This is a genomic window from Nocardia sp. NPDC058058 (assembly GCF_042885355.1).
Taxonomy (GTDB): Bacteria; Actinomycetota; Actinomycetes; order Mycobacteriales; family Mycobacteriaceae; genus Nocardia.
Genome location: NZ_JBHVSA010000004.1, coordinates 1,205,634 through 1,227,496, shown reverse-complemented (window position 1 = coordinate 1,227,496; position 21,863 = coordinate 1,205,634). Strand labels below are relative to the sequence as shown.

Below are 21,863 nucleotides of genomic sequence, written 5' to 3'. Positions count from 1 at the left end.
TCCGCCTCTCCCGAAGTCCCTGTCCGGCACATCGGCGGCAGAATTGGCCCGTTATCGATTCGTGACCCCCGACTTACCTGGACGATGCTTCTCGGGGCCATGGTTTTCGGGGCGGAGGCAATGTCCGTATTCGTCCCTCCTGTTGCGGACCTCGCACGTCATACGATAAGAACCTGACGACACGTGGTCCGGGGGGCTCCGGTCGCGTCCGTTCGTAGTCCGCTGAGCCGCAAAGGAATCACCCGCGCCATGACCGCACCGGTCGTCTTCACCAGCTCGTATTCCGATAACTCCAATGACAATGGCTTCCAGTGGGAGTTCCATTGCGATCGCTGCAACACCGCGTACAAGTCGCCGTTCGAGCAGAACTACATGTCGCGGGGACGCGGTGTGCTGCGGGTGCTGCGCGATCTGTTCGGCGACTACTCCAAGACCCTGCACAAGGTCTCCAACGCCGCCGACGACTTCTCCAACACCTGGAGCGGCGGCACGGCCTCGGCCACCAAGGACAAGGCCTTCGCCAAGGCCGTCGACCTGGTCAAGGATGACTTCCGGTCCTGTGCGGGCTGTGGTTCCTGGGTCTGCGCGCGCATCTGCTGGAACGACCACGTGGGCCAGTGCACGCGCTGCTCCCCCATGGCCGCGCATCAGATGGCGCAGGCGCAGGCCGAAGCCCGCGGTTCGCAGTACCGCGACGCCGCCAACCAGCAGAACTGGACGCAGAACCAGGATATGTCGGTGCCGGCCCGGGTCACCTGCCCCACCTGCGCGGCCAGCACCACGGGCGGACGGTTCTGCGGATCCTGCGGCACCGCACTGGATCTGCGGGTGCACTGCACCGGATGCGGACATCAGATTCAGGCGGGTACCGCGTTCTGCTCGAACTGCGGTCGCTCGCAGTAGCGGCGCGCACAAACAGCGCCCTTCCCGAATTCGGGAGGGGCGCCGGGTTTTTGGTGTTAGGCGATCAGCCTCGGATCAGTTCCGAATCAGCTCAGAAGGAGCCGGTGCCGGGCATCGGCGGCAGGCCGGGCCAGTTCTGGTTCCAGTCGCCGGGGTGGTCGTGGTGGTGCCGCCACTCGCCGTGGTGGTCCCAGTCGCCGTGATGTCCGGGGCGGCTGATGTCGGTGGGGGACGAGACGGTGGCGTCGGCACTGGCCGGGATCGCCAGTGCGGCAAGAGGTACTGCGGCGAAGATGCCGATCGCGGCGATTCTGGCTACTACTGCGGTACGAGTCATCCACCTATCGAACGACTCATACCTCACAGGTCCATCGGAGTTGCCTGGCAAACGGCTGGGAGTCGAGGCGCCGGACGCCGCTGTGACGTCCGGCGATCATCGCGCTGTCAGCCGACTCTCGTCAGAGCCGGGGGCTGCCAGGTGCCGTCGACCGCGCTCGGCTCGGGCGCGTACAGGCGCATGGTCAGCGAGAACTTGCCGCCGGCCGGAATCGGCAGCCAGTTGCCCTGCGGTACAGCCGGTCCCGGATCCGCGTTCTGGACGGCGATATCGACCGATCCGTCGGCGTTCTTCGTCACCGGGATCTGATGCCCGACGGCGTAGATATTCGCGGGGTTGTCGATCAGGAAGCTGTCGGCGTCGTAGGCCGTGATCGACCAGAACGCCTTGGCGGGCGGTAGCTTTCCATCGGGGAAGTGCAGGGTGTAGCGGATGGGGGTGCCGTTGTCGTCGGCGGTGCCGAAAACGGTCGGGTAGACCGCGTCCTTGGGCAGATTCGCACCCAGACCGCGCAGCGCGACATTGGCACGGTTCAGATAATCGGTGCCGTAGGTGCCGACATTGGTGGCGAACTGCCAGCCGTTCTCATCTTTGATCTGTGGATTCTGATAGGCCGCAATGGCTTTCATACCGGCGGTGGCACCGGTATTCAGCACGTCAGCGGCGACCTTGTCCGCGGTCGCGCCCGGTGCGACACCGATCTTGGCGAATCGCGCCATGGCCGGTGCGTCGGCCGCGGCGGGCGGATTGGTCACCATGAGTTGATTCAGCTTGCCGAAGAAGGTCGGACCGTCCATCTGCGCGACCTGCTGAGAAGGGTTCTGCGACTTGTCACTCGGTGTCCCGCCGCCGGGATTCTCGTGGTTGCCGGTCTCCCACTGACTCAGCGGAATCAATTTCATCTGGTCCTGGATGTCCTTCACATTCGCCAGATCGTCCTGACCGTTGACCTGAACGCGGCCGAGCAGCCATACCGTATCGGTGGGGACGGGCAGCGGGGTCACGTCATCGGGGAGCTTGCCCGACCAGCCCGGTCCGGTGATCGCGTAGGTGAAGGGTCCGGTCTTATCACCCGAGCGCAGTTGCGGATCGACGCTGCCGGGATCGTGCACGGTATTGGACCAGGCATCCAGGAACTGCATGAGCCAGTAGCGGTTCGGGTCCATGGCCGGGACCTGGAGCACGATCGGCTCATTCTTCACATCGAGCCACGCCTGCGAATAGAGCGTGTCCAGGTTCAGGCGCACCACCTGCCGGTCGGCGGGGGTGGGCAGGGTGTCGGCGTGCGCGAAATGATTGGCGGAGGCCGAGGTCGCGCGGGTGGCGTCCATGAGGACCAGCGGGTAGCCGAAGACGTAGGCGTCGGTGGCGATGGCCGCCGGATCATCGGATTGGGCGGTGGTGGAGGTTGCCGAATCCTTGCTCGATGAGGAGTCGCTGCTGCACGCGCTCATTCCGACGGCCGCCAGCACCACGGACAGGGTGGCTGCCGCGCCGATCAGCGGGCGTCGAAAACGTACTCTGCGAGTAGTCATAGCCTTACGCTCGCACGCACGCGAACGAATTCGATTCACCCGGAATGGGCGAGTTGTCGCGCTTGGCAATGTGTCAGCATCAGCGCCGCGCGCCCGGTGCCAAGGCCGCGATGAGTACCGCCGAGAGCAGTCCCGCACCGCCGAGAACGACTCCGGCCTGCTGAAATCCGTGCAGGAAAGCCTGTTTGGCAAAGTCCGCGAGGGGTTCACCCGCCGGGCCGCCGCGCTCGGCCACCTGTAGGGCGGCGGCGAGGGAATCACCGACCGGGCCGCGGGCGGCTTCCGGGAGCCGGGGCAGCGCGGGGGCGATATGGCTGGAGTATCCGGCGGCGAGCACGCTGCCCGCCACGGCAATGCCCAGCGCGGCACCGATTTCGCGAGCCGCGTCGTTCACCGCCGCGGCGACACCGTGCTTTGCCACGGGTGTGCCAGCGACGATCGCGGCGGTGGCGGGCGCACTGCACAAACCCATGCCGATACTCATGATCACCAGCGACCACAGCACGCCCCAGTAGCCGCTGTCGAGGTCCAGCCGCGATACGGCCAGCAGGCCGACGCCGACGGTGCCCAACCCCGCCAGGGTCACCCACCGCAGGCCGAAACGATCGGACAGCATGGGCGCGATGAGCGAGACCAGTACCAGCGGAACGATCATCGGACCCATGGCGAGCGAGGAGACGATCGGCGAGAAGCCGAGGATCAATTGCAGGTACTGCACGATCAGCATGAACAGGCCGAACGAGATCAGGAACTGCACGGTCAACGACAGTGTGCCGCTGGCGAATCCGCGATCGATGAACAGGCGCACATCGAGCAGCGGATGCGCGACACGCACTTCGATCAGGGTGAAGGCCGCGGCGGCGAGCAGTCCGCCCGCCGACAGGCCGAGCACCAGTGGATCGAGCCAGCCGCGACTCGGAACCTCCATGGCGGCAACGACTATCGCGCCGACCGCGGCGATGACGGTCACCGAACCCCACGGGTCCAGCGGCGGGCGTTCGGCGTCGATGGACTCCGATACCGTGCAGCCCGCCGCCAGCAATACCGCACCGACAGCGGTCATGGCCACGAAGACCGACTGCCAGGGCAGCCATTGCAACAGCATGCCGGAGCCGATAATGCCCAGTGCGCCACCGGATCCCGCGACGCCCGCCCACACGCCGACGGCTTGACCACGCCGTTCCTCCGGGAATCCGGCGGTGAGCAGCGAGAGCGTCGAGGGCATGACGAAGGCCGCGCCCGCACCGGCCGCCGCGCGAGCTCCGATCAGCCAGAGCGGGCCGTCGAACAGCAGCGGGAGCGCGGAAGCCACGGTGAATACGGCCATTCCGATGATCAGCACCACGCGCCTGCCCAGCCGGTCGCCGAGCGCGCCCGCGGGCAGCACCAGGCAGGCCAGCGCGAGGGTGTAGCCGTCGACGACCCAGGTCAACTGCTGCTGGGTGACCCCGGTATCGGCGGCTATACCGGGCAGCGCGGAATACAGTGCGGCCATGGCCGCCACCACGAGCGCGATGCACAGGCAGGACACCGTGAGCATCCAGCGTTGCGGGCGTGTCAATCTGGTGGTGACGGCCGCGCCCTGCCCGGTGGATACCATGGCAACTCCCGAGAAACGATACTGACAGTAGCGCTACGGTACTACCGGTAGCGCCGGAAAGGAACCGGTACGGTGGCAGCGAATACGCCCGAGGACGACACCGATCCCCGCAAACTGCGCTCGCGGGCCCGGCTGCTCGACGCCGCCACCACCCTCCTGAAAACCGGTGGGGTGCAGGCGGTCACCATCGACGCGGTGACCAAACTGTCCAAGGTCGCCCGCACCACCCTCTACCGGCACTTCGACAGTTCCGCCGAACTCCTCGCCGCGACCTTCGAACGGCTGGTGCCCCAGGTGTCCCCGCCGCCGGACACCGGCACCCTGCGGGACCGGCTGGTGGAATTGATCGTGCGGCAGTCCGCGCTCATCGACGAAGCGCCGGTACAACTGGCCACACTGGCCTGGCTGGCCATGGGCAAGACGGAAGCCAAAGACGCCACCTCCCACAGCTTCACAAGCCTGCAGCACCGCGTGATCGAACAGTATCGCCAGCCCTTCGACCGACTCCTGAACACCGAGGCGGCGCGCGCCGAACTGGGCGAATTCGACCTGAATCTCGCACTGGCACAACTGATCGGCCCAATCGTCTTCACCAAACTGACCGGGCTGCACACCTTCAGCCGCGCCGACATCACCCGGATCGTCGACGACTTCCTGCGCGCCCGCGCGCACAGAGCATGATCTGGTGATCGCGACTCGGTTCCTGAAGCCGTGTAATCGAATTCGCCGGATGGTCGAACCGCGAACTGCTCGCGGCTCCGATGATCGCGACGAACCGGCGGCGGCCTCGTAGGAGCTGAGGGTGCCCCGCGCGCTGAAGCTACTCGCGGGCGTCGACCGTTGCGAAGGCCGCCCAGATCAGCGGCGAGTCTTCGATGGCGCCGGTCGCGCGCCAGGCCGCGAGACGGGAGCGCTGCCACTCGTTCAGAGCCGCAACCGGATCGGGGCATTCGTGGGCGGCATCGATGGCGCAGACCGCGTCCTGGAGTGGGCGGCGGTCCGGGGTCGCGCCGCCGAAGCGCTGAAAGGCCAGATCGGTGGGCAGGGCCCAGCGGCCCGCCGTCACCAATTCCGCACCGCCGGTGAGCATTGCGGCGACCAGGCCGAGGGCTTCGCCGAAGCGCAGATCGCCGCCGCTCTCGCAGGCGATGAGCGCGACACGGCTCGGGATCGGCCAGAGTTGCGGACCCGTGCGGGGTTGATCGGCCAGGGTGTATGTGCCCAACAGCAGATCCCGCGCGGACAGCGGGCGGTGATCACGTTGGGCGGGCGCGAAGCCGACCGTGTCCGCAGTGCAGGCCAAATGCATTGTGGCCGACTCACTCTGACCGGAATCGGGGGCGGCGGCGGTCACGTGCCCGATATAGAGCAGGCGGGACGCGCCCGCGCGCAACGCCTCCCCCAGCCACTCGCGATCGACATCGGTGCGGCGGAACGCGGCCAGCGGATCACTCACCTTGGGCGCGAGCCGATCCCGTCCCGCGTATGCGGCGACCAGCGCCGCCAGCGGCGCGTCCTCGGTCATCCGCCCGAGCACCGAGCCGAGCGCGGAATCCGCGCGGAATCCGGGTACTCGCGGGTCCAGCACGGCGACGACGGGCAGCTCTCGGGAGTCGGCCCAGGAGCGGCCCACCCGTGCGGGCGCGTGCACGATCCCCGGCGGCGCCAGCAGGCTCACCTCGGCGATATCCACCAGTCGCACACCGGAATCCGGCGCGATCAACTCCCAGGGAAGCTGCGCGACCCGGGGCGAGGGCTGGATCCGGATACGCGGGCGCACCCCCGCCACGTGCAATTCGTAGAGCCGCACCGCCAGTTGGTGCGGGAGGAAGGTCGCCGACAGGAATCCGGCCAGCTCCTCCTCTGCCGCCACCGTGGCCAGTTCGCCCGTGCTCAACGCGGATTCGAGGCCCGCCTCCCCCGTGGTCGGCAGCGCGGTGGCGAACCGCCGCACCGCCGCGACGACCTGTTCCTCCGGCACGACACCGATTCCCGGTGCGCCGCCATCGTTCTCCCACCGCCACGAGATGAACAGATCCCCGGCGTCGGCCATTCGGACGCGGGCCGTGGGTTGTGCGCCGGTCATCGCCCCACCATTCGTTCGGTCGACAGCGCGTCGGCACGGGCGCGCTCCGGCACGGGGCATGGAATCGTCATGAACGCACCACTCGATCGTCGCGCAGGGGGCGGCCGTAGCGTTGTTCGGCGGCGAATATCGCTGCGGCCAAAGCGATGTGGCCGTCGGGGGCGACGGCGACCCGGGGTGGCAGGGCGACCGGAAGACCGGCGCGGGCGGCCACGGCGGCCAGAGCGTTGCCCAGTTGCAGGGCATCGTTGATGTGGCCGGGGTTGGCGGGCAGCGGGTCCAGCGGATCGAGGGTGTCCGGGGTGGCGTTATTCGGTTGTGCGGCGAGTCGGTCGATATCGAGGGTGGTTCCGGCGCAGGCTGTTTCGATGAGGTCGGCGATCAGGACGGCGTCACCGGATAGGAAGCCGTAGCGGAAGGCCAGGCGCATGGCGGGATCGGCCATGCGGCGGTTCCAGTTCTCGCGTTGGGCGCCGTCGGGGAGTTCGTAGCGGACGGCGTCCAGGGCCAGCGCGGCCGGTACGGCCAGGTCGACCGCTCGGGGCAGGAGTTCCGGCATGGCCTCGAGCAGGGGTTCGAGCAGGCCCGCGTGCCAGAAGTCCACCTGGGCGCAGAGCAGGCCCAATCCGTGTTCGGCGTAAATGGCTCGGGCGGTGACCAATTCGGCTTCGCCATCCTGGTATCGACCGGCGGCGAAGGCCAGGGTGGCCAGGCGGGTGCGCACGTCGGCGGCGTCGACGATGACGCCGGATTCCTCGAAGTGCGCCAGGGCGCGCCGATAGTGCGCGTCCGCCGTATCCGGCCGATCGCGGCGCTCGGCGATCAAACCCATGACCTTCCAGCCGATTCCGGCGCGATGCGCGTGCCCGGAGGTCTCGAAATACTCCTGCGCGGTGGTGAGCAGGGGTTCGGCCGCATCGTATCTGCCCGAGCGGGTGTGCATTACGGCCAGATTCTGCTGCGTCTCGGCCACCCCGTCGCCGTCCCCGGCGGCGGCGAACGCGGCCAGCGCCTGTCCGGCGAAGTCCTCCGCCAGCTCCCAGCGCCCGGTCTCGAAATGCGCGGCGGCCAGGTTCATCAGCGAATGCCCGACCTGGTCGGGGGCGAAACGTGTTGCCGCGTCCAATGATTCGGTGGCGATCTCGATACTGCGCGCCCACTGCTGCCGATGCAGTGCCACCGCACTCAACGACACCAGGCACGCGTACCGCAATTCCAGCGGCGCGCTCTCCCCCGACAGCAGCTCCCGGGCCTGTTCGAGCGCGGCCTGCGCACCGTCCAGATCCCCGAGCAGCTGCAATGCCTGCGACATATTGATGAGCGCGGCCGGGCGCATGCGCGGCGCATCGGGCCCCATCTGCGCCAGCGCGTCCCGAAACAGTTCGGCCGCACCCGCGTGATCACCCAATTGATCTGTCACACAGGCCGCGTTCACCATGGCGCACACCCGAATATCCCCGGTCTCGGTGCGCACCGCCGTCTCGAATATCCGCAGCGCCTCCCCCAGCTCACCCCGTGCCATCGCCTCCGCCCCGGCCCGCAGCACCGCCGATTCCCCGGGCGTCCCGCCCCCGGTGGTCGCCACCACCTCAGAAGTCCGAATCGTCTTCGGCGGCAGCGATTTCCGCCAGCAGCGGCGCATCGGGCGACACTCCACCGAAGGTCACCCCCGGCACATCCGAACCGGCGGGGAGGTCGATCGACGAGGCAGCCCGCCCCAGCCTGCTCGAGGCGAAATCCCTTATCTGTAAACGCAATTCGGACTCGCTCGAATGGTGCCGCAATGCGGCATGGCCGGGTGCTGTCGGGTACGACACCGGGCCCGGAGCCAGGCCGAACCCTGGGACGTAGACGTCCACATGTACCGTCGAACCTGTTGCGGTGAAGGTGATTTCGCCCGACCAGCTGCCGCCGGAAGATCGCAACGCGACCTCCCTGACTTCGCCCCCGGTAGCCACCCGCGCCCACGGCCGCAGGTACGCCGGGACCTCCCCGGAAAGCCCCGGTGCAGTTGCCGCCGCGACGGCGATCGTGGTGACGCCCGCATCGCGAATCAACTGCCAGGACAGCGCCTTTTCCGACGCGTCCACCAGCCCCGACGGGCAGCGGCGCCAATCCCAGCCACCCACGCCCCGCCCGAGCACCATCCCATTCGGGATCTCGTCGCCCGCCGCGAGCGCGTAATCCGAAGCGCGCCCCAGACTCTCGACCCTGGCCTCGACCTCCGGCCCGATCGCGTCCGCACCGTCCAGCAGCGATTCGCACTCCAGCGTGAGTTCGGCGATCTCCCTATCGAGCAGCCGCTGATCGAGGGCCGCGATTCCGTCCAGCGTGGACGCGGGCCACCACCGAGATACCCACAGCGCGAACGCGAGTCGCCAAGCACTCGCCGCGAGTTCGGACAGCGGTGCACCACCCGCGCCGACCGACCACGAATCTACGGACCGCCCCGCGAGCCGCTCCCGATCGAATTCGCTCGCGGCCGGGATGCCCGAGCGCTCCCCGTCGAACTCGGGTGCGGATGGGATGGGTGACCGCTCCGGGTCGGACCCGTCGTCGAACGCGGCATCAGATCGTTCGGAGGTGCTCGCGTCCGGAGAAGGGGCCGCGGTCCGATCCGTCCGGGCCGCCGCGTTCGCTTCGTCGAGGGCCAGGGCGATCGGCTCTCCGTATATGGCCCACACCCATTCCTGGGCGAGTTCCACATCGTCGATGACGGCCGCCGGAAGTGCCGGTCCCGCAAGCACATTCCAGGTGAGGTGGCCGCCCGCGACCTCGAGCACCATGACGTCCAGGCGCGGTGCGGCATCCAGTACGGTCGCGGCTCCGGCGGGCATGATGCCGCGCAGCCCGTCGCCGAGCCGCCGAATGAGCAATCCCGTCTCCGTCATCCCGCCCTCGATTCCAGTTCATCGAGTTCGGCCGCCACCGCGGTCGCCGCCAATGCCTTCTTCACCCGCATCCGATGATCCAGCATGACCGATCGTGCCACCCCGTCCAGCAGATCCCACAGCTCATCCGCCTCGTACACCGGCACCTCGCGCACATCCCGCCCATGCACCCGAGCCCATAATCGCCGCAGATACGGCCGCCACGGCACCTGCAGATCCGCCGCGATCGCACCCAGCGGACCGACCGCCGCGGCACCCGTCGCACCGGGCACTGCGCCGGAATCCATCGAGCCGACTCCCGGAGACACCACCGCTGTCGGCGGGATCAACGATTCCGGGCAGAGCATCATCCGACGTGCCTGGAGTACATATGCCTCGCGCTGCCAGCGGCTGTTGATCACTCGCGCGGCGGCCGACGCGACGCCGGTTCCCGGCCCGCGCCCGGTGTGCCCGTTGCCGGACGCGCCTGCCGATGGCGACCCGATATCGTTGGGCGCGTTGACAATCGGCCGCAGCTGCAATGCCAGCTGCGCGCCCGCCGCCGCGGCCAGTCGCAGCGATTCGTCGAGTAGTGCCCAGGGCGAGCACGACCGCGCGATCTCGGCATCCACCAACTCCGGGATGGGCGGCAGGTCCGCGCGCTCACTAGCCGCTTGCAGAACCGTGAATACCCGCTCGTGGATGGTCCGGTCGAAGGGCAGACCCAAACTCGCTTTCGAGGCCGATGCCCCGATGCGCGGTGGCTGTGGTGCGGGATAGGCGGTCAGACCGAGGTATTGCGCGGACGGAACCGGACCGATGGTTGCCGGCGGACCATCTCCGGCCGTACCACCGGCAACCGCTGCGATGGCAGGCGTGTGCTCATGCGTGAGTGGCAGGGCAGGCGCCGCGTCGCTGCCCTGGGCGAGCCAGAGGCGGATGCCGTGGTGGGTGCCGATGGACGCGGCGATCAGGTCGTCGATGTCGATATCGGGTTCCGGTTCGCCGAGCCGGGCGGCGGCGCAGGCGTTGAGCAGGTCGGTGAGCGGTTCGGTGTGGTCCGGGGTGGTGGTGAGGGGGCGGCGACGCCAGGCGGTGCTGATGAGTTCGGCCAGGTCACCGGATTGTTCGGGGTCGGCCAGGAATTCCTTGAGGGCCTGGGTGGTGCGCCCCGCGGTGAGGTTGTGGATTTCCAGCAGAGCGTCCTCGGCGGCACCGCGATCGGCGACCGCATCGGGCATGCCGGAGACGGTGGCGAGTTCATAGCAGCGCTGGAAGTAGAGGTCCTGGGCATTGCCCGCGGTGATGCGCAGTGCCCGGCGCACCTGTTTGAGCAGGGTGAACCAGGCCGCGGTGGCACGCAGTACATCGGCGGCGGCATTGACGCGGGCGGTCAGCAGCACCGCGCCGTCGGCGGTCAGGATGGATCCGGCACATTCGGGATGCTGCACCGGACGGATGACCAGCGGATCCAGGATCAGCTTCACGGTGCGGCGCAGGGGGCCGCCGTGTGGCCCGCTGAGGGCTTCGACGTCGTCCAGGCGGCGCCAGACCTCATCCAGCACCATGGCCCGCGGTCGTCGCATTCGCCCAGGTTAGCGGAGTTTGTCCGGAAATCGCGCGGCAAAAGTTGGTATCGGTAGGACACCGCACCCTTCCTACGGTTCTCTCATCGGCCCCGAACGCGAGCCGAACCGAGAAGAACTGGGAAACACCATGAACACCAAGTCGATTCGCCTGACCGCCGCCCTCACCGCCGCCGCGGCCGCCGCCCTGGTCGTCACCGGATGCAGTGACAACTCCAGCAGCAGCTCCCCCTCGACCAACTCCGCCACCTCGGCGGCGGCCACCTCGGCCACCCCCGGCAACACCGCCCCGGCGGGCGGCAAGTCCAGCGCCAGCGTCGACGGCAAGGCCCTGGACGCCAAGTTCGACACCACCTGCGTGAAGCAGGGCGGCACCCTGGCGCTGGCGCTCACCGATACCGCCAACTCCAACTACGGCCAGCTCAGCGTGAGCGCGACGGTGACCGGCGACAACACCGTGCAGGCGGTCGGCATCGCGGGTTCCAAGGGCGGCAGCAACGGTATGCCCTACGCGGTCGGCTACGGCAACGGCGCTCCCGGCGGCTCGGCCAAGGTCGTCAAGAACGGCAACACCTACACCGTCACCGGTGAGGGCGTCGGCGCTCCGGATCTCACCAATCCCACCGCCGGGGTCAAGAACTCGAAGTTCGAGATCGTGTTCGCCTGCGCCAACATCGTCGGTTCCTGATCCGGCCGAGGCGGCGCCTGATTCCCCATCCCCGCTCATGCCGCGCCGGGCATGAGCGGGATAAAACCCCTTACGCAGCACCATAATTCCGATTACGAGGACATCATGAAGAATCAGATCCGCGCCGCCGCAGTCATTTTCGCCGTATTGGGTTTCGGCTACTACCTCTGGCACGGCCTCACCTCCACCGACTTCCTGCCCTGGGTGGGCTGGCAGATGAGCCTGCCGATCATCGCCCTGACCATCGTCCCGATGGCGTTCGCCTTCACCGGCGACAGCGTGCTGTCGGCCCTGACCGGCAATAACAGCTCCGAATACCGCAATGGCCTGATGGGCCTGGGCACCGTGGAATCGGTGCGCAATACCGGTGTCTCGCTCAATGATCAGCCGCAGGTGCGCATCGACTTCCGGGTCGAGGGCGCGGACGGCAAGGTCTTCCCGGCGCACGCCAAGATGATCGTGCCGCTCACCGAACTGGCCCTGCTGCGCCCCGGCGTGGTGCTGCCGGTCCGCTATCTGCCCGAGCGCCCCGACCGCGTGGAGGTGGATCTGTCCGGCGATACCTCGGCGGCGCAGAATGCCATGAACCAGGCCATGATTCGCAAGGGCATCACCACCCAGGCCAAGCTCGATATCGCCCGCAACGGCATTCCGGCACAGGCCGTGGTGAGCGCGCTGTCGGTCCCCGGCGAGATCCGGGACGGCCACCCGCGACTGGATCTGACCCTGATCGTCACCCGCCCCGACGGCAGTACCTTCGAAGCCCGGACGGAGAAGTTCCTCCCTCCTACCCAGGTCGGGCAGGTACAGATCGGACGGGTGGTGCGGGTGCACTATCTGCCCGGACAGGAACAGGACCTGGTCATCTCGCTTCCGGTGAACTCCGGCTCTTGAGCAGCGCCGGAGGTACCGCACACGACAGACGGAAAACTTAGCGCCGCAGGCTTATTCAGCCCGCGGCGCTTTTGCCGTCTCAGCGCCCGAGTTGACCCTGCAAGCCCCAGTAGGCGCGGGTCAGCGCACCGTCGACACCGAACTCGACGCGCAGTTCGTAGAGGCCGAAATGACCGATCAGCAGCTGCGGTTCGCCGATGAACAGGGTCGGGATCCCGAACCGCTCGAAGTAGCCGACGACCATCTCCCGCATGGTGCGATAGCGGTTCTCCACATCGGTGAGCGGATTCAGCAGGTTGGCCGTCACCTCGAAGATGGTGGCCGCGAAGTCCGGATCGGTACCCGGCGGCGTGATGCGCGAATCGGTGATCGCCAGGCAGCGGAATCCGGATTCGTCGTCGAGCGGTACGTGCACCCAGCCGACACCGCCGCCCAGGTGGACGGCCGCGGTGGTGAGCAGATCGGCCGCGTTGGCCGGTTTGAAGGCCGGACCGAGCGGAACACGCTCGGCGGCAAGGTGATTGGCTCCCGCCTCGAAGGCCGCCCGACGGACGGCGGCAATACCGGGCCAACCGTTCCCGGCCCAGATCCAGGTATCGGTGGCGGACTCGAAGTGGCCGAGCTCCACTGCCGCCAAAGCCAATTCGGGCAGCTCGGCAATGCCGTAGACCCCCGCGACCGGATCCCAGGTGGGCGTCGGGGATTCCACGTCACGCAATCCCTCGGCGAAGTCGAGCAGGCCGCGCTTGAAGCCCATGGCGACGGCCGTGGCGGGCGCGAGCCGCGCCAGCAGCTCATCGGGTATGAACGGTTGCCGGGGCGGACGCGGTCTCTCGGCCGGAACCCGCTGCTGGGCAACACCTTCCACGTCCACAACACTGGCGTCGACGATATTGTCCCGTTCGTCGATGCGCGCGAGCAGCCGATAGCCGCCGGGCAGATCCAGTTCATTGCCGCCGGGCACCTCGCGCACGATCAGGCCGTGCCGGCGCGCGTATCCGGCGATGACCGCTCGCGCTCCACCGCCGAGCAGCAGATCCGAGGCGATGCGCAGCCAGGTCGCCACATTGCCGGGATCGGGTTGCGCCAGTGCGACGCTCTCGTCATCGATGGCGAGGTAGGTGTACGCCCGGCCGCCGTGATTGAACTTGGTCATACCGCGTGCGCCGAGCACGCCCTGCGCGATCAGCGACAGATGATCGGCGGCGAGTTTCGGATCGTGGAAACCGCCCAGATCGAGCAGTTCGGTGGTGAATTCCGGGATCCCGTGTGCCGCACCGATTTCCTGTAGCCGCACCGAATGCCTGGTGCCGGGTAGGCCCGCCAGATCCGGTTTGGCCCACGCCCACATGAAGGTTTGATCCTCGGCGAAGGTGCCCAGCTGTCCCGAACTCGCCAGTTGCCGATCACCGATCCAGGCCAGTCCGGCATCCAGATCGCAGCCGGTGCGACCCGGCGCGATCTGCTCCATGAACCAGTTGTACTGCTCGATGCCACCGCCGAGATATCCCCGCGCGAAGGACAGCAACTCGCTACTGAAAGTGTCCACGGCAGGGCAGGCTACTACCCGGCGTCAGTCCTGGGTCCGGCGGTCGAAAACCTGCGGGCGGGCAATCCGCAGCGCGGTTGCGATCGCGCCGAGAAGTACTGCGTCATCACCCAATTCACTGGAGGCGACCTGCGGGCGCAGGGGTGTCGAGCGGGTCAGCGCGGCGCGCACCTCGTCGAGATAGAGATCGGCGCTGTGCCCCAGGCCGCCGCCGAGCGCGATGACGTCCGGGTCCAGGACGGCGGTGACCGCGGCGACGACCAATGCGACGCGTTCGCCCTCCTGGCGAACGACATTCGCGGCGATGGGATGGCCCGCACGCGCCGCCTCGAAAACGCCTTTGGCGGTGAGCCGTCCGGTCATGCCCTGTGCGCGTGCGGCTTTGACGACGGCCTCGGCGGATACGGCTTCCTCGAGCGCGCCCCGGCGCGGCGCGTCGGTCTCGGGCGCGCCGAAAGTCGTTGGCAGGAAGCCGACTTCACCGGCCGCACCGTGCGCACCGGTGAAAAGTTCACCCTGGGAGACAATTCCGACACCCAGACCGGTACCGATCAGCACATACACGAACAGTCGGCTGCCGCGCCCCGCGCCGAAGACATACTCCCCCAGCGCCGCGAGATTGGCGTCATTGTGCACCGACAGCTCCGGCCCGCCCAATCGCTCGCGAATGGTGTCGAGCAGTCCGGCGCGACCCCAGCCCGGCAGGTTCACCGCGAAATGCATGCGGCCGTCCTGCGGATCGAAAACCCCCGGACTGCCGAGCGCGGCGTGGATCACCTGGTCGGAGGTGATTCCGGCGGCCTCGCAGACCTGTTCGGCGGCTCGCACCGCGATATCCGCGACGGCGGTGGCGGTGCGGGCCTTGTTCGCGATATCGATGCGGGCCAGCACTTTTCCGGAGAGATCGGCGACGGCCGCGCGCAGGTTGGCCCGGCCGATATCCAGGCCGAGCACATATCCGGCGGTCGGGTCGGGTTCGTACAGCACCGCGGTGCGCCCGCGTTCGGGTGCGACCGTGCCCATCTCGCGGACCAGCCCGTTGTGCTGGAGCGCGGCAAGGGCACTGGACACGGTCGGCTTGGAAAGCCCGGTGTCCCTGGCGAGTTGGGCGCGGCTCGACGGGCCCGCGTTGCGCAGCTGTTCGAGCAGCAACCACTCGTTATTGCTGCGCAGGCGCTGCCGGTTCCAGGGGACTTCTTCCATCGCCTTCCGTTTCTGACTCGGGTCGTCGGCTCAACTCTAGGCAAACGAATCTTGATGACCTCTTGACGGCAATAGTAAAGGAATTTAACTTTACTAAACCACTCGCTCGCTCAGCTCCCACCGGAGGAAGCCCCATGTCCGGTCCCCGCCAACTGCCCCGCAGTATCGGCCCCTTCCAGGCCACCGCCATCAATATGAGTCAGATGGTCGGTATCGGCCCGTTCGTCACCATTCCGCTCATGGTCGCCGCGTTCGGCGGTCCGCACGCCGTCATCGGCTTCGTCGCCGGGGCCGTGCTGGCCCTGGCCGACGGGCTGATCTGGGCCGAACTCGGCGCCGCCATGCCCGGCACCGGTGGCACCTACGTCTATCTGAAGCAGGCTTTCCAGTACCGGACCGGGCGGCTCATGCCGTTCCTGTTCGTCTGGACCGCAATGCTTTTCATTCCGCTCATCATGTCCACCGGGGTGCAGGGGCTGGTGCAGTACCTGACCTATCTGTGGCCGTCGATGAGCGATACCCAGGGCGATATCGTCGGCGTCGCGGTGGTGGCGCTGGTGATCGCGCTGCTGTGGCGGCGGGTGGCCTCGATCGGGAAGATCAGCGTCGTCATGTGGACGGTCATGATCATCTCGGTGGCGGCGGTCATTCTGGCCTCGTTCACGCATTTCCACGCGGATATGGCGTTCACCTGGCCCGAGCACGCCATCGACCTGGGCAGCAATACCTTCTGGCTGGGGTTCGCCTCCGGACTGACCATCGGCATCTACGACTACCTCGGGTACAACACCTCGGCGTATCTCGGTGGGGAGCTGAAGAATCCGGGGCGGGTGCTGCCGCGGTCGATCATCTTCGCGATTCTCGGGGTGATGAGCATCTATCTGCTCATGCAGATCGGTGTACTGGGCGTGACCAATTGGAAGGACATGCTCGATCCGGACAATGTGGCGTCGCGGTCGGTGGCATCGGCGGTGCTGGAGACGACCATGGGCAAGGGCGCGGCGCAGGTGGTGACCGGGCTGATCCTGATCACGGCGTTCGCCTCGGTGTTCACCGGACTGCTGGGTGGGTCGCGGGTGCCGTTCGACGCCGCGCATGATCGGGTGTTCTTCAAGGCATTCGGGCGGCTGCATCCCAAATACGAGTTCCCGGTGCTCGGGCTGATCGCCATGGGCGTGGTGACCGCGGGCGGGTTCCTGCTGGCCCGCCATGTCGGCACCTCGGCCACGCATCCGCCACTGGCGGTGCTGATCTCACTGCTCACCACCGTGATGGTGATCGTGCAGGCGCTCGCGCAGATCGCCGCGGTGATCGTATTGCGCAGGCGGCAACCGGATCTCGTGCGGCCGTACAAGATGTTCCTGTATCCGCTGCCCGCGATCGTGGCGGCCATCGGCTGGCTGGTCATCTACGGCTACGCGGATAAGTCGAATCCGGGGGTGCATCCGATCGAATGGTCGCTGGCCTGGGTCGCGCTGGGGGCTGTCGCGTTCCTGATCTGGGCGCGGGCGGAGAAGGTATGGCCGTTCGGGCCCAAGGAGATTCAGGAGGAATACCTGACTCCCGAACCCACCGAAACCACCGAAACCGTCGCGGACTGACCGATTCCGCGCGGCGCGATATCGATAGCGCGCCGGAGAACGATACCGAGATGGGCCGGGCCGCCACCTTCGCGGCGGCCCGGCCCGATTGCAGCGAGGACGTCGAATGCCGCACGCAGCAAGTGAATTCGCCGTCATCGGCATTGATTTCGGCGGCACCAAGACCGAGATCGCGCTCGCCGACGCACACGGTGCGATCCTGGCCCGCGAACGTCTCGACACCCGAACCGATCTCGGCCCCAACCACATACTGGGGCGCACCGCCGACTCCGTGCGGCGACTCGAACAGCTCGCGCGTGAGGGGCACGACCTGCCCGTCACCGAATGGGCGGCGGTGTGCCCCGGCATCATCCGGGCCGACGGCATCCAATTGACCCCCAACCTGCCCGGCTGGGAGACATTGGCGCTGTCGGCCCGGCTCGCAACGGAATTCGGGGTGCCCGCGGTGCGGGTCGCCAACGATGTCCGAGCCGCGGCACTGGCCGAACTCCGCTTCGGCGCACTGCGCGGCGTGGACACCGGCATCTACGTCAGCCTCGGCACCGGCATTGCCGCCGCGTTGATCGCGGGCGGCCGCGTCATCCCCGGCGCACACCAGGCCGCCGGGGAGATCGCCTATATGAATCCCGGCGGTTTCCCCGTCGGCGCGGTCGCCGCCGGGCAGGCTCCGCTGGAGGAATTGGTGGCCGGACGCGGTCTCGGCGAACGCGCCACCGCCCGCCTCGGCACCCCGATCACCAGCGCCGAACTCTTCCACCGCACCGACCCCGAAGCGCGAAACCTGGTGCGGCACACCCTGGAAACCCTGGCAACGGCACTGGCCAACCTCGCCGTCTTCGTCGACCCCGCCCGCATCGTCATCGGCGGCGGCATGATGGCCGCCGCCGACCGCATCCTCCCCACCCTCACCGACCTGATCGCCGCGGCCACCCCCTTCCCACCCGAATGCCGAGCCGCCCACTTCCTCGAAGACGCCTCGCTACACGGCGCGATCACCCTCGCCCTCGACGCGGAACACCGCACCCCCTCAACCTGTTTCAGCAAAATCGGAGGTACTCGATGAATTCCGCTCGCCTCGGCAGACTGATGGAAGCCGAGATGCGTGACCAACCGCGTGTGCTCGCCGCACTCGCCGACCGCTTCAGCACCATCGGCGCGGATATCGGCGCTCTCCTCGCCGGTGCTGCCGAGAGTTCCGCGAACACCGTCGGCGTTGCCTTCCTCGCTCGCGGATCATCCGACCACGCCGCGTTGCTGGGGCGATACGCGGTGGAGTTGCAGACCGGGTTGCCGACCTGCCTGGTGGCTCCGAGCATTGCCACGGCCTACGGGCGTGAGCCGCGGGGGTTTCGGGGGTGGCTGCTCATCGCACTGTCGCAGTCTGGTCGGACGCCGGAGATCGTGGATCTGACCGGGCGCTATATCGCGGCGGGGGCGAAAGTGGTTGCGGTCACCAATGATCCGGATTCGGCGCTGGCGAGGATCGCGGACTACACGGTGGCGCTGGAGGCCGGGCCGGAGCGGGCGGTACCCGCGACCAAGACCGTGACCGCGCAGATGCTCGCGGTGCTGGCGATCGCCTCGGGGCTCGGGGTGGGCGGTATGACTCAGTGCGAGGCGGCCGAATTGCCTTCCGCCGCAGCCGATCTGCTGGCCGATATCGAGGCGGTGCGGCACGCGGCCGAATTGCTCGCGACCGTCGACCGGTTGGCGGTGGTCGGCCGTAGCGCCTGCTATCCGGCGGCGTTGGAGACCGCGCTCAAACTTCAGGAGACCACCGGGATCATGGCACATGGGTTCTCCAGCGCGGATTTCCGGCATGGCCCGATCGCGGTCACCGGCCCGGGCACGCCAGCCTTGCTGCTGGCGGGTTCCGGCCCGGCCGATACCGACACTCTCGCGCTGCGGGAACCGCTCAGCACCCGGTATGCGCCGATTGTTCTGGCGGGCACCGCGACCGAAGCGCCCATCACCTGGCCCGCGCTCGGACATTTGGGCGAATGTTTACTCGCGACCATTCGCGGTCAGCAATTGGCACTCGCCGTGGCAAGGGAATTGGGGATAGACGCCGACCACCCGGCCGGCCTGGCCAAAGTGACGCTCACTCACTGACAACGGCAGATGTCGAGGCTCGACTACGACGGCGATCCAGCTCCCAGCGGTCGCCGACGGCAGCGGTAGTCGACGGCGCAGCGGCGGTGGTCGGCGCGGGTGGTCGGTGGCGGTGATGATGGTGTCGGCGGACTGTCGGTGAGCTGTCAGCGGGCCCGGCCACTGTGGGAACCACGCCGGACAAGGCGCTGAATCCCACAAAGGAGTAAGCACATGAGCACCATCACCCTCAGCAAGGACGACGCCCGCACCCTGCAGACCGCTGCCTACGGGGTAGTCACCCTGCTCGCCGCGGCCGATCCCGGCGTGATCGCCTCCACGAAGGCCAGTGTCGCGGCGGCTCAGGCCCTGCGTACCGCTACCGGACTGGTCGGTCACGCCTTGAACGACAAGCCGAAGCCGAACGTCAAGGCCGGAACCCTCGAAGGGGTGGCTCAGCTCGTGTTCCCCGCGCTGACCGCGTCAGTCCGGCTGCTGGAGGAGAAGGCCCCGGTGGAGGCCGAGAACTTCCGGCGCACCATTGCCACCGCGGTCGCGGCGGCGGGGCAGACGCGGGCCGGGCGACCGCATCCGGCGACCGCCGAACTCATCCGGGAGATCGACTCCGCGCTCGGGAACTGAGCCGCCCGGCCCCCGGTTCGCCCGGCGGCAGGCCCTGGTTGCCCGGAGGTAACAGACCGTTCTGGACTCCCGATTTCGGGGGTAGCGGGGCGGAACGGAACCGAAGGGCAGGCAGGGCGATGACGTTCATCAATGGGATTTCCAACGCGCTGTATCAGTATTCGATCGGGGCGCCGCAGGATGTTGTTGTCGGATGGTTGCTGTACGCGATCGGCATGTAGTTTCGCCGAGAGCAAGCGACATCACAGGTGGGCAATGACCTTGAATCTTGCGCACTGGGCTATGGTTGTAGCCGTTGAGTAGCGCGATCTTGCCTATTCTTCTCCGTCGTGGATGTCTTTTCCTTCGCGTCGGCCACGCAGCGAGGTCAGCAAGTGCGGACAAACAGTCCAGCACACCCCTGCGATTTCATCCGATGCTCGAAAGGCACCAGGAACCCCTATGACTTCTCGTTCGACGAGCCCCGCCACGTCCTTCGCCGATTTCGGTGTGCGCCCCGCCCTGGTCGACGCCCTCGCGGCGAACGGCATCAGCGCGCCCATGCCGATTCAGGCCGCCACCCTGCCCGATGTGATCGCCGGGCACGATGTGCTCGCTCGCGGGCGGACCGGCAGCGGTAAGACCCTCGCCTTCTCGGTGCCCATGGTCGAGCGGCTGGCCGCCGGCGGCGGTACCCGCAAGCCCGGACAGCCGATCGGTTTGATCCTCGCGCCGACCCGTGAGCTGGCCACCCAGATCGCGGTCGCCCTGGAGCCGATGGTCAAGGCGTGCGGGTTGCGCGTCACCACCGTTTTCGGTGGCGTACCGCAGAATCGGCAGGCCAAGGCGCTCAAGGCCGGCGTCGATATCGTCGTCGCCTGCCCGGGGCGGCTGGAGGATTTGATGAAACAGCGTCTGGTGGCGCTGGATTCGGTGCGCATCACCGTGCTCGACGAGGCCGACCATATGGCGGATCTGGGCTTCCTGCCCGGCGTGACCCGCATTCTCGCGGCCACCCCCGCCGACGGTCAGCGACTGCTGTTCTCCGCGACCCTGGATAACGGCGTGGACAAGCTGGTGAAGCGGTTCATGCGGAATCCGTTGTCGCACAGCGTGGACGAGGCGCATTCGCCGGTTCCGGCGATGACCCACCACGTGTTCGAGGTCGGCGGCGCGGAGGCCAAGAAGGATCTGGTCTACACCCTGGCCTCGGGTGAGGGACGCCGAATCCTGTTCATGCGCACCAAACATCACGCGCGCCGCCTCGCCAAGCAGCTGACCGCCGCGGGCATTCCCGCCACCGATCTGCACGGCAATCTCTCCCAGGCCGCGCGCGATCGCAACCTGGCCGCGTTCGCCGAGGGCACCGCGCGGGTCCTGGTCGCCACCGATGTGGCGGCGCGCGGTGTGCACGTGGACGACGTGGAACTCGTCGTGCACGTGGATCCGCCCGCCGAACACAAGGCGTACCTGCACCGTTCGGGCCGTACCGCCCGCGCGGGCAGCGCCGGTGACGTGGTCACGGTGGTGCTCCCCGAACAGCGCAAGGATGTCGCCTTCCTGCTCCGCAAGGCGGGCATCGACACCAAACCGCAGCAGGTGACCGCGCATTCGGCCCCGGTGACCGCCCTGGTCGGCCCCATCGCCGCCCTGGTCACCCCGCAGGCCGACGCCCCGCGCGTCGACGACCGCGACGATCAGCCCCCGCGTCGCGGCAACCGCCGCGGCAGCGCCTCCCGCATGGCCAAGGCCCGCGAGGGCGGCAACGCCCGCCGCACAGGCGAATTCGGCGGCGCGCGCGGCGACGCCCCGGCCCGCCGCAACGGCGACGGCCCCGCTCGCGGCGACAACTCCGCCCGCCGCACCGGCGGCACCCGCAACGCGGACAACCGCTCTTCGGACGGCACCCGCGGCGACCGCAACTTCGATGGCGATCGCACCGCGGGCAGCGGCCGTACTCGCGGAGCGGCCACCACCACCCGTGGTGCGCACGCCACCGACCGTCGCGCCACGGCGGGCCCGGCCCCGCGCACCGGCGGCACCCGCCGCACCGCGGCCCCCGAGCGCGCCACGGCAACAGCCAACGGCCGCCCGCCCCGCACCGAGGATCGCGCCACCGCGAACAACGGAGCCCCGGCCCGCCGCCGCGCCTCCCGCCCCCAGGCCGCGGCCACCCGCGACCAAGCGGCACACTCAGGCCGCCGCTGATCCAGCGCGCACAACCGAATTCGAGCCCGGCCCGCCTCTCCACTGAGGCGGGCCGGGCTCGTTTCACGCCGCGGTGCTCCAGGGACCGCAT

18 protein-coding genes are annotated in these 21,863 nt (G+C 68.1%); 9 read left to right on the top strand and 9 right to left on the bottom strand.

Features of this window, described 5'->3' with window-relative positions; translation table 11 throughout:
• Positions 1 to 249 precede the first annotated feature (249 nt).
• Positions 250 to 903 carry a zinc ribbon domain-containing protein gene (locus ACFVUS_RS36715; protein ID WP_387777514.1) on the top strand — a complete coding sequence of 218 codons (654 nt, stop codon included), beginning with the start codon at positions 250 to 252 and terminating at the stop codon, positions 901 to 903.
• Positions 904 to 994: 91 nt separating this feature from the next.
• Here the strand turns inward: ACFVUS_RS36715 and ACFVUS_RS36710 are convergent, their stop codons facing one another.
• The 3 genes from ACFVUS_RS36710 to ACFVUS_RS36700 all read right to left on the bottom strand — a co-directional run bounded on the left by ACFVUS_RS36710 (position 995) and on the right by ACFVUS_RS36700 (position 4,375).
• Positions 995 to 1,240, bottom strand: a complete 246-nt coding sequence (locus tag ACFVUS_RS36710; RefSeq protein WP_387777511.1) for a hypothetical protein — start codon at positions 1,238 to 1,240, stop codon at positions 995 to 997.
• Positions 1,241 to 1,347: 107 nt separating this feature from the next.
• Positions 1,348 to 2,775: a DUF1254 domain-containing protein gene (locus tag ACFVUS_RS36705; protein WP_387777509.1), complete on the bottom strand. Its 1,428-nt coding sequence runs from the start codon at positions 2,773 to 2,775 to the stop codon at positions 1,348 to 1,350.
• 79 nt (positions 2,776 to 2,854) lie between these two features.
• A complete protein-coding gene (locus tag ACFVUS_RS36700) occupies positions 2,855 to 4,375 on the bottom strand; it encodes an MFS transporter (protein WP_387777506.1) in 1,521 nt (506 codons plus the stop codon).
• A gap of 72 nt (positions 4,376 to 4,447) precedes the next feature.
• On the opposite strand from ACFVUS_RS36700, the gene ACFVUS_RS36695 reads away from it, so the two are divergent.
• Positions 4,448 to 5,056 carry a TetR/AcrR family transcriptional regulator gene (locus ACFVUS_RS36695; RefSeq protein WP_387777503.1) on the top strand — a complete coding sequence of 203 codons (609 nt, stop codon included), beginning with the start codon at positions 4,448 to 4,450 and terminating at the stop codon, positions 5,054 to 5,056.
• A gap of 139 nt (positions 5,057 to 5,195) precedes the next feature.
• On the opposite strand, the gene ACFVUS_RS36690 is transcribed toward ACFVUS_RS36695, so the two are convergent.
• The 4 genes from ACFVUS_RS36690 to ACFVUS_RS36675 all read right to left on the bottom strand — a co-directional run bounded on the left by ACFVUS_RS36690 (position 5,196) and on the right by ACFVUS_RS36675 (position 10,899).
• Positions 5,196 to 6,461 (bottom strand): hypothetical protein, encoded by a 1,266-nt coding sequence (locus ACFVUS_RS36690; RefSeq protein ID WP_387777500.1) that lies wholly within the window; start codon positions 6,459 to 6,461, stop codon positions 5,196 to 5,198.
• Between the two features lie 67 nt (positions 6,462 to 6,528).
• A complete protein-coding gene (locus ACFVUS_RS36685) occupies positions 6,529 to 7,983 on the bottom strand; it encodes a tetratricopeptide repeat protein (protein ID WP_387778559.1) in 1,455 nt (484 codons plus the stop codon).
• 67 nt (positions 7,984 to 8,050) lie between these two features.
• On the bottom strand, positions 8,051 to 9,352 hold the full coding sequence (locus tag ACFVUS_RS36680; RefSeq protein ID WP_387777497.1) for a hypothetical protein: 1,302 nt from the start codon (positions 9,350 to 9,352) through the stop codon (positions 8,051 to 8,053).
• Positions 9,349 to 10,899: a hypothetical protein gene (locus ACFVUS_RS36675; protein WP_387778556.1), complete on the bottom strand. Its 1,551-nt coding sequence runs from the start codon at positions 10,897 to 10,899 to the stop codon at positions 9,349 to 9,351. Before ACFVUS_RS36675 ends, ACFVUS_RS36680 begins: the two co-directional genes overlap by 4 nt.
• A gap of 136 nt (positions 10,900 to 11,035) precedes the next feature.
• Here ACFVUS_RS36675 and ACFVUS_RS36670 point away from each other — a divergent pair, with 136 nt between their 5' ends.
• Both ACFVUS_RS36670 and ACFVUS_RS36665 read left to right on the top strand, forming a co-directional pair.
• Positions 11,036 to 11,605 carry a lipoprotein LpqH gene (locus ACFVUS_RS36670; protein ID WP_387778553.1) on the top strand — a complete coding sequence of 190 codons (570 nt, stop codon included), beginning with the start codon at positions 11,036 to 11,038 and terminating at the stop codon, positions 11,603 to 11,605.
• A gap of 105 nt (positions 11,606 to 11,710) precedes the next feature.
• Positions 11,711 to 12,499 carry a hypothetical protein gene (locus tag ACFVUS_RS36665; protein WP_387777494.1) on the top strand — a complete coding sequence of 263 codons (789 nt, stop codon included), beginning with the start codon at positions 11,711 to 11,713 and terminating at the stop codon, positions 12,497 to 12,499.
• A gap of 79 nt (positions 12,500 to 12,578) precedes the next feature.
• Here ACFVUS_RS36665 and ACFVUS_RS36660 read toward each other — a convergent pair whose 3' ends face one another.
• Together ACFVUS_RS36660 and ACFVUS_RS36655 are read right to left on the bottom strand one after the other, a co-directional pair.
• A complete protein-coding gene (locus ACFVUS_RS36660; protein WP_387777491.1) occupies positions 12,579 to 14,048 on the bottom strand; it encodes a DUF6882 domain-containing protein in 1,470 nt (489 codons plus the stop codon).
• A gap of 24 nt (positions 14,049 to 14,072) precedes the next feature.
• Positions 14,073 to 15,251 carry an ROK family protein gene (locus ACFVUS_RS36655; RefSeq protein ID WP_387777488.1) on the bottom strand — a complete coding sequence of 393 codons (1,179 nt, stop codon included), beginning with the start codon at positions 15,249 to 15,251 and terminating at the stop codon, positions 14,073 to 14,075.
• 134 nt (positions 15,252 to 15,385) lie between these two features.
• On the opposite strand from ACFVUS_RS36655, the gene ACFVUS_RS36650 reads away from it, so the two are divergent.
• The 5 genes from ACFVUS_RS36650 to ACFVUS_RS36630 all read left to right on the top strand — a co-directional run bounded on the left by ACFVUS_RS36650 (position 15,386) and on the right by ACFVUS_RS36630 (position 21,772).
• Entirely contained in the window at positions 15,386 to 16,852 is a 1,467-nt protein-coding gene (locus ACFVUS_RS36650; protein WP_387777485.1) for an APC family permease, read from the top strand.
• A 106-nt stretch (positions 16,853 to 16,958) separates the two neighbouring features.
• Complete coding sequence (locus tag ACFVUS_RS36645; RefSeq protein ID WP_387777482.1) at positions 16,959 to 17,915, top strand: ROK family protein; 957 nt, start codon at positions 16,959 to 16,961, stop codon at positions 17,913 to 17,915.
• Entirely contained in the window at positions 17,912 to 18,964 is a 1,053-nt protein-coding gene (locus ACFVUS_RS36640; RefSeq protein ID WP_387777479.1) for an SIS domain-containing protein, read from the top strand. The genes ACFVUS_RS36645 and ACFVUS_RS36640 overlap by 4 nt, the downstream gene beginning before the upstream one ends.
• Positions 18,965 to 19,177: 213 nt before the next feature.
• On the top strand, positions 19,178 to 19,585 hold the full coding sequence (locus ACFVUS_RS36635; protein ID WP_387777477.1) for a hypothetical protein: 408 nt from the start codon (positions 19,178 to 19,180) through the stop codon (positions 19,583 to 19,585).
• Between the two features lie 441 nt (positions 19,586 to 20,026).
• Positions 20,027 to 21,772 (top strand): DEAD/DEAH box helicase, encoded by a 1,746-nt coding sequence (locus ACFVUS_RS36630; RefSeq protein ID WP_387777474.1) that lies wholly within the window; start codon positions 20,027 to 20,029, stop codon positions 21,770 to 21,772.
• The last annotated feature ends 91 nt before the right edge of the window (positions 21,773 to 21,863 follow it).

Coding starts and splice junctions, on each gene's coding strand:
- ACFVUS_RS36665 (WP_387777494.1), top strand. CDS start 11,711: ATGAAGAATCAGATCCGCGCCGCCGCAGTCATTTTCGCCGTATTGGGT.
- ACFVUS_RS36680 (WP_387777497.1), bottom strand. CDS start 9,352: ATGACGGAGACGGGATTGCTCATTCGGCGGCTCGGCGACGGGCTGCGC.
- ACFVUS_RS36685 (WP_387778559.1), bottom strand. CDS start 7,983: ATGGCACGGGGTGAGCTGGGGGAGGCGCTGCGGATATTCGAGACGGCG.
- ACFVUS_RS36675 (WP_387778556.1), bottom strand. CDS start 10,899: ATGGTGCTGGATGAGGTCTGGCGCCGCCTGGACGACGTCGAAGCCCTC.
- ACFVUS_RS36690 (WP_387777500.1), bottom strand. CDS start 6,461: ATGACCGGCGCACAACCCACGGCCCGCGTCCGAATGGCCGACGCCGGG.
- ACFVUS_RS36645 (WP_387777482.1), top strand. CDS start 16,959: ATGCCGCACGCAGCAAGTGAATTCGCCGTCATCGGCATTGATTTCGGC.
- ACFVUS_RS36710 (WP_387777511.1), bottom strand. CDS start 1,240: ATGACTCGTACCGCAGTAGTAGCCAGAATCGCCGCGATCGGCATCTTC.
- ACFVUS_RS36705 (WP_387777509.1), bottom strand. CDS start 2,775: ATGACTACTCGCAGAGTACGTTTTCGACGCCCGCTGATCGGCGCGGCA.
- ACFVUS_RS36655 (WP_387777488.1), bottom strand. CDS start 15,251: ATGGAAGAAGTCCCCTGGAACCGGCAGCGCCTGCGCAGCAATAACGAG.
- ACFVUS_RS36715 (WP_387777514.1), top strand. CDS start 250: ATGACCGCACCGGTCGTCTTCACCAGCTCGTATTCCGATAACTCCAAT.
- ACFVUS_RS36630 (WP_387777474.1), top strand. CDS start 20,027: ATGACTTCTCGTTCGACGAGCCCCGCCACGTCCTTCGCCGATTTCGGT.
- ACFVUS_RS36650 (WP_387777485.1), top strand. CDS start 15,386: ATGTCCGGTCCCCGCCAACTGCCCCGCAGTATCGGCCCCTTCCAGGCC.
- ACFVUS_RS36635 (WP_387777477.1), top strand. CDS start 19,178: ATGAGCACCATCACCCTCAGCAAGGACGACGCCCGCACCCTGCAGACC.
- ACFVUS_RS36700 (WP_387777506.1), bottom strand. CDS start 4,375: ATGGTATCCACCGGGCAGGGCGCGGCCGTCACCACCAGATTGACACGC.
- ACFVUS_RS36640 (WP_387777479.1), top strand. CDS start 17,912: ATGAATTCCGCTCGCCTCGGCAGACTGATGGAAGCCGAGATGCGTGAC.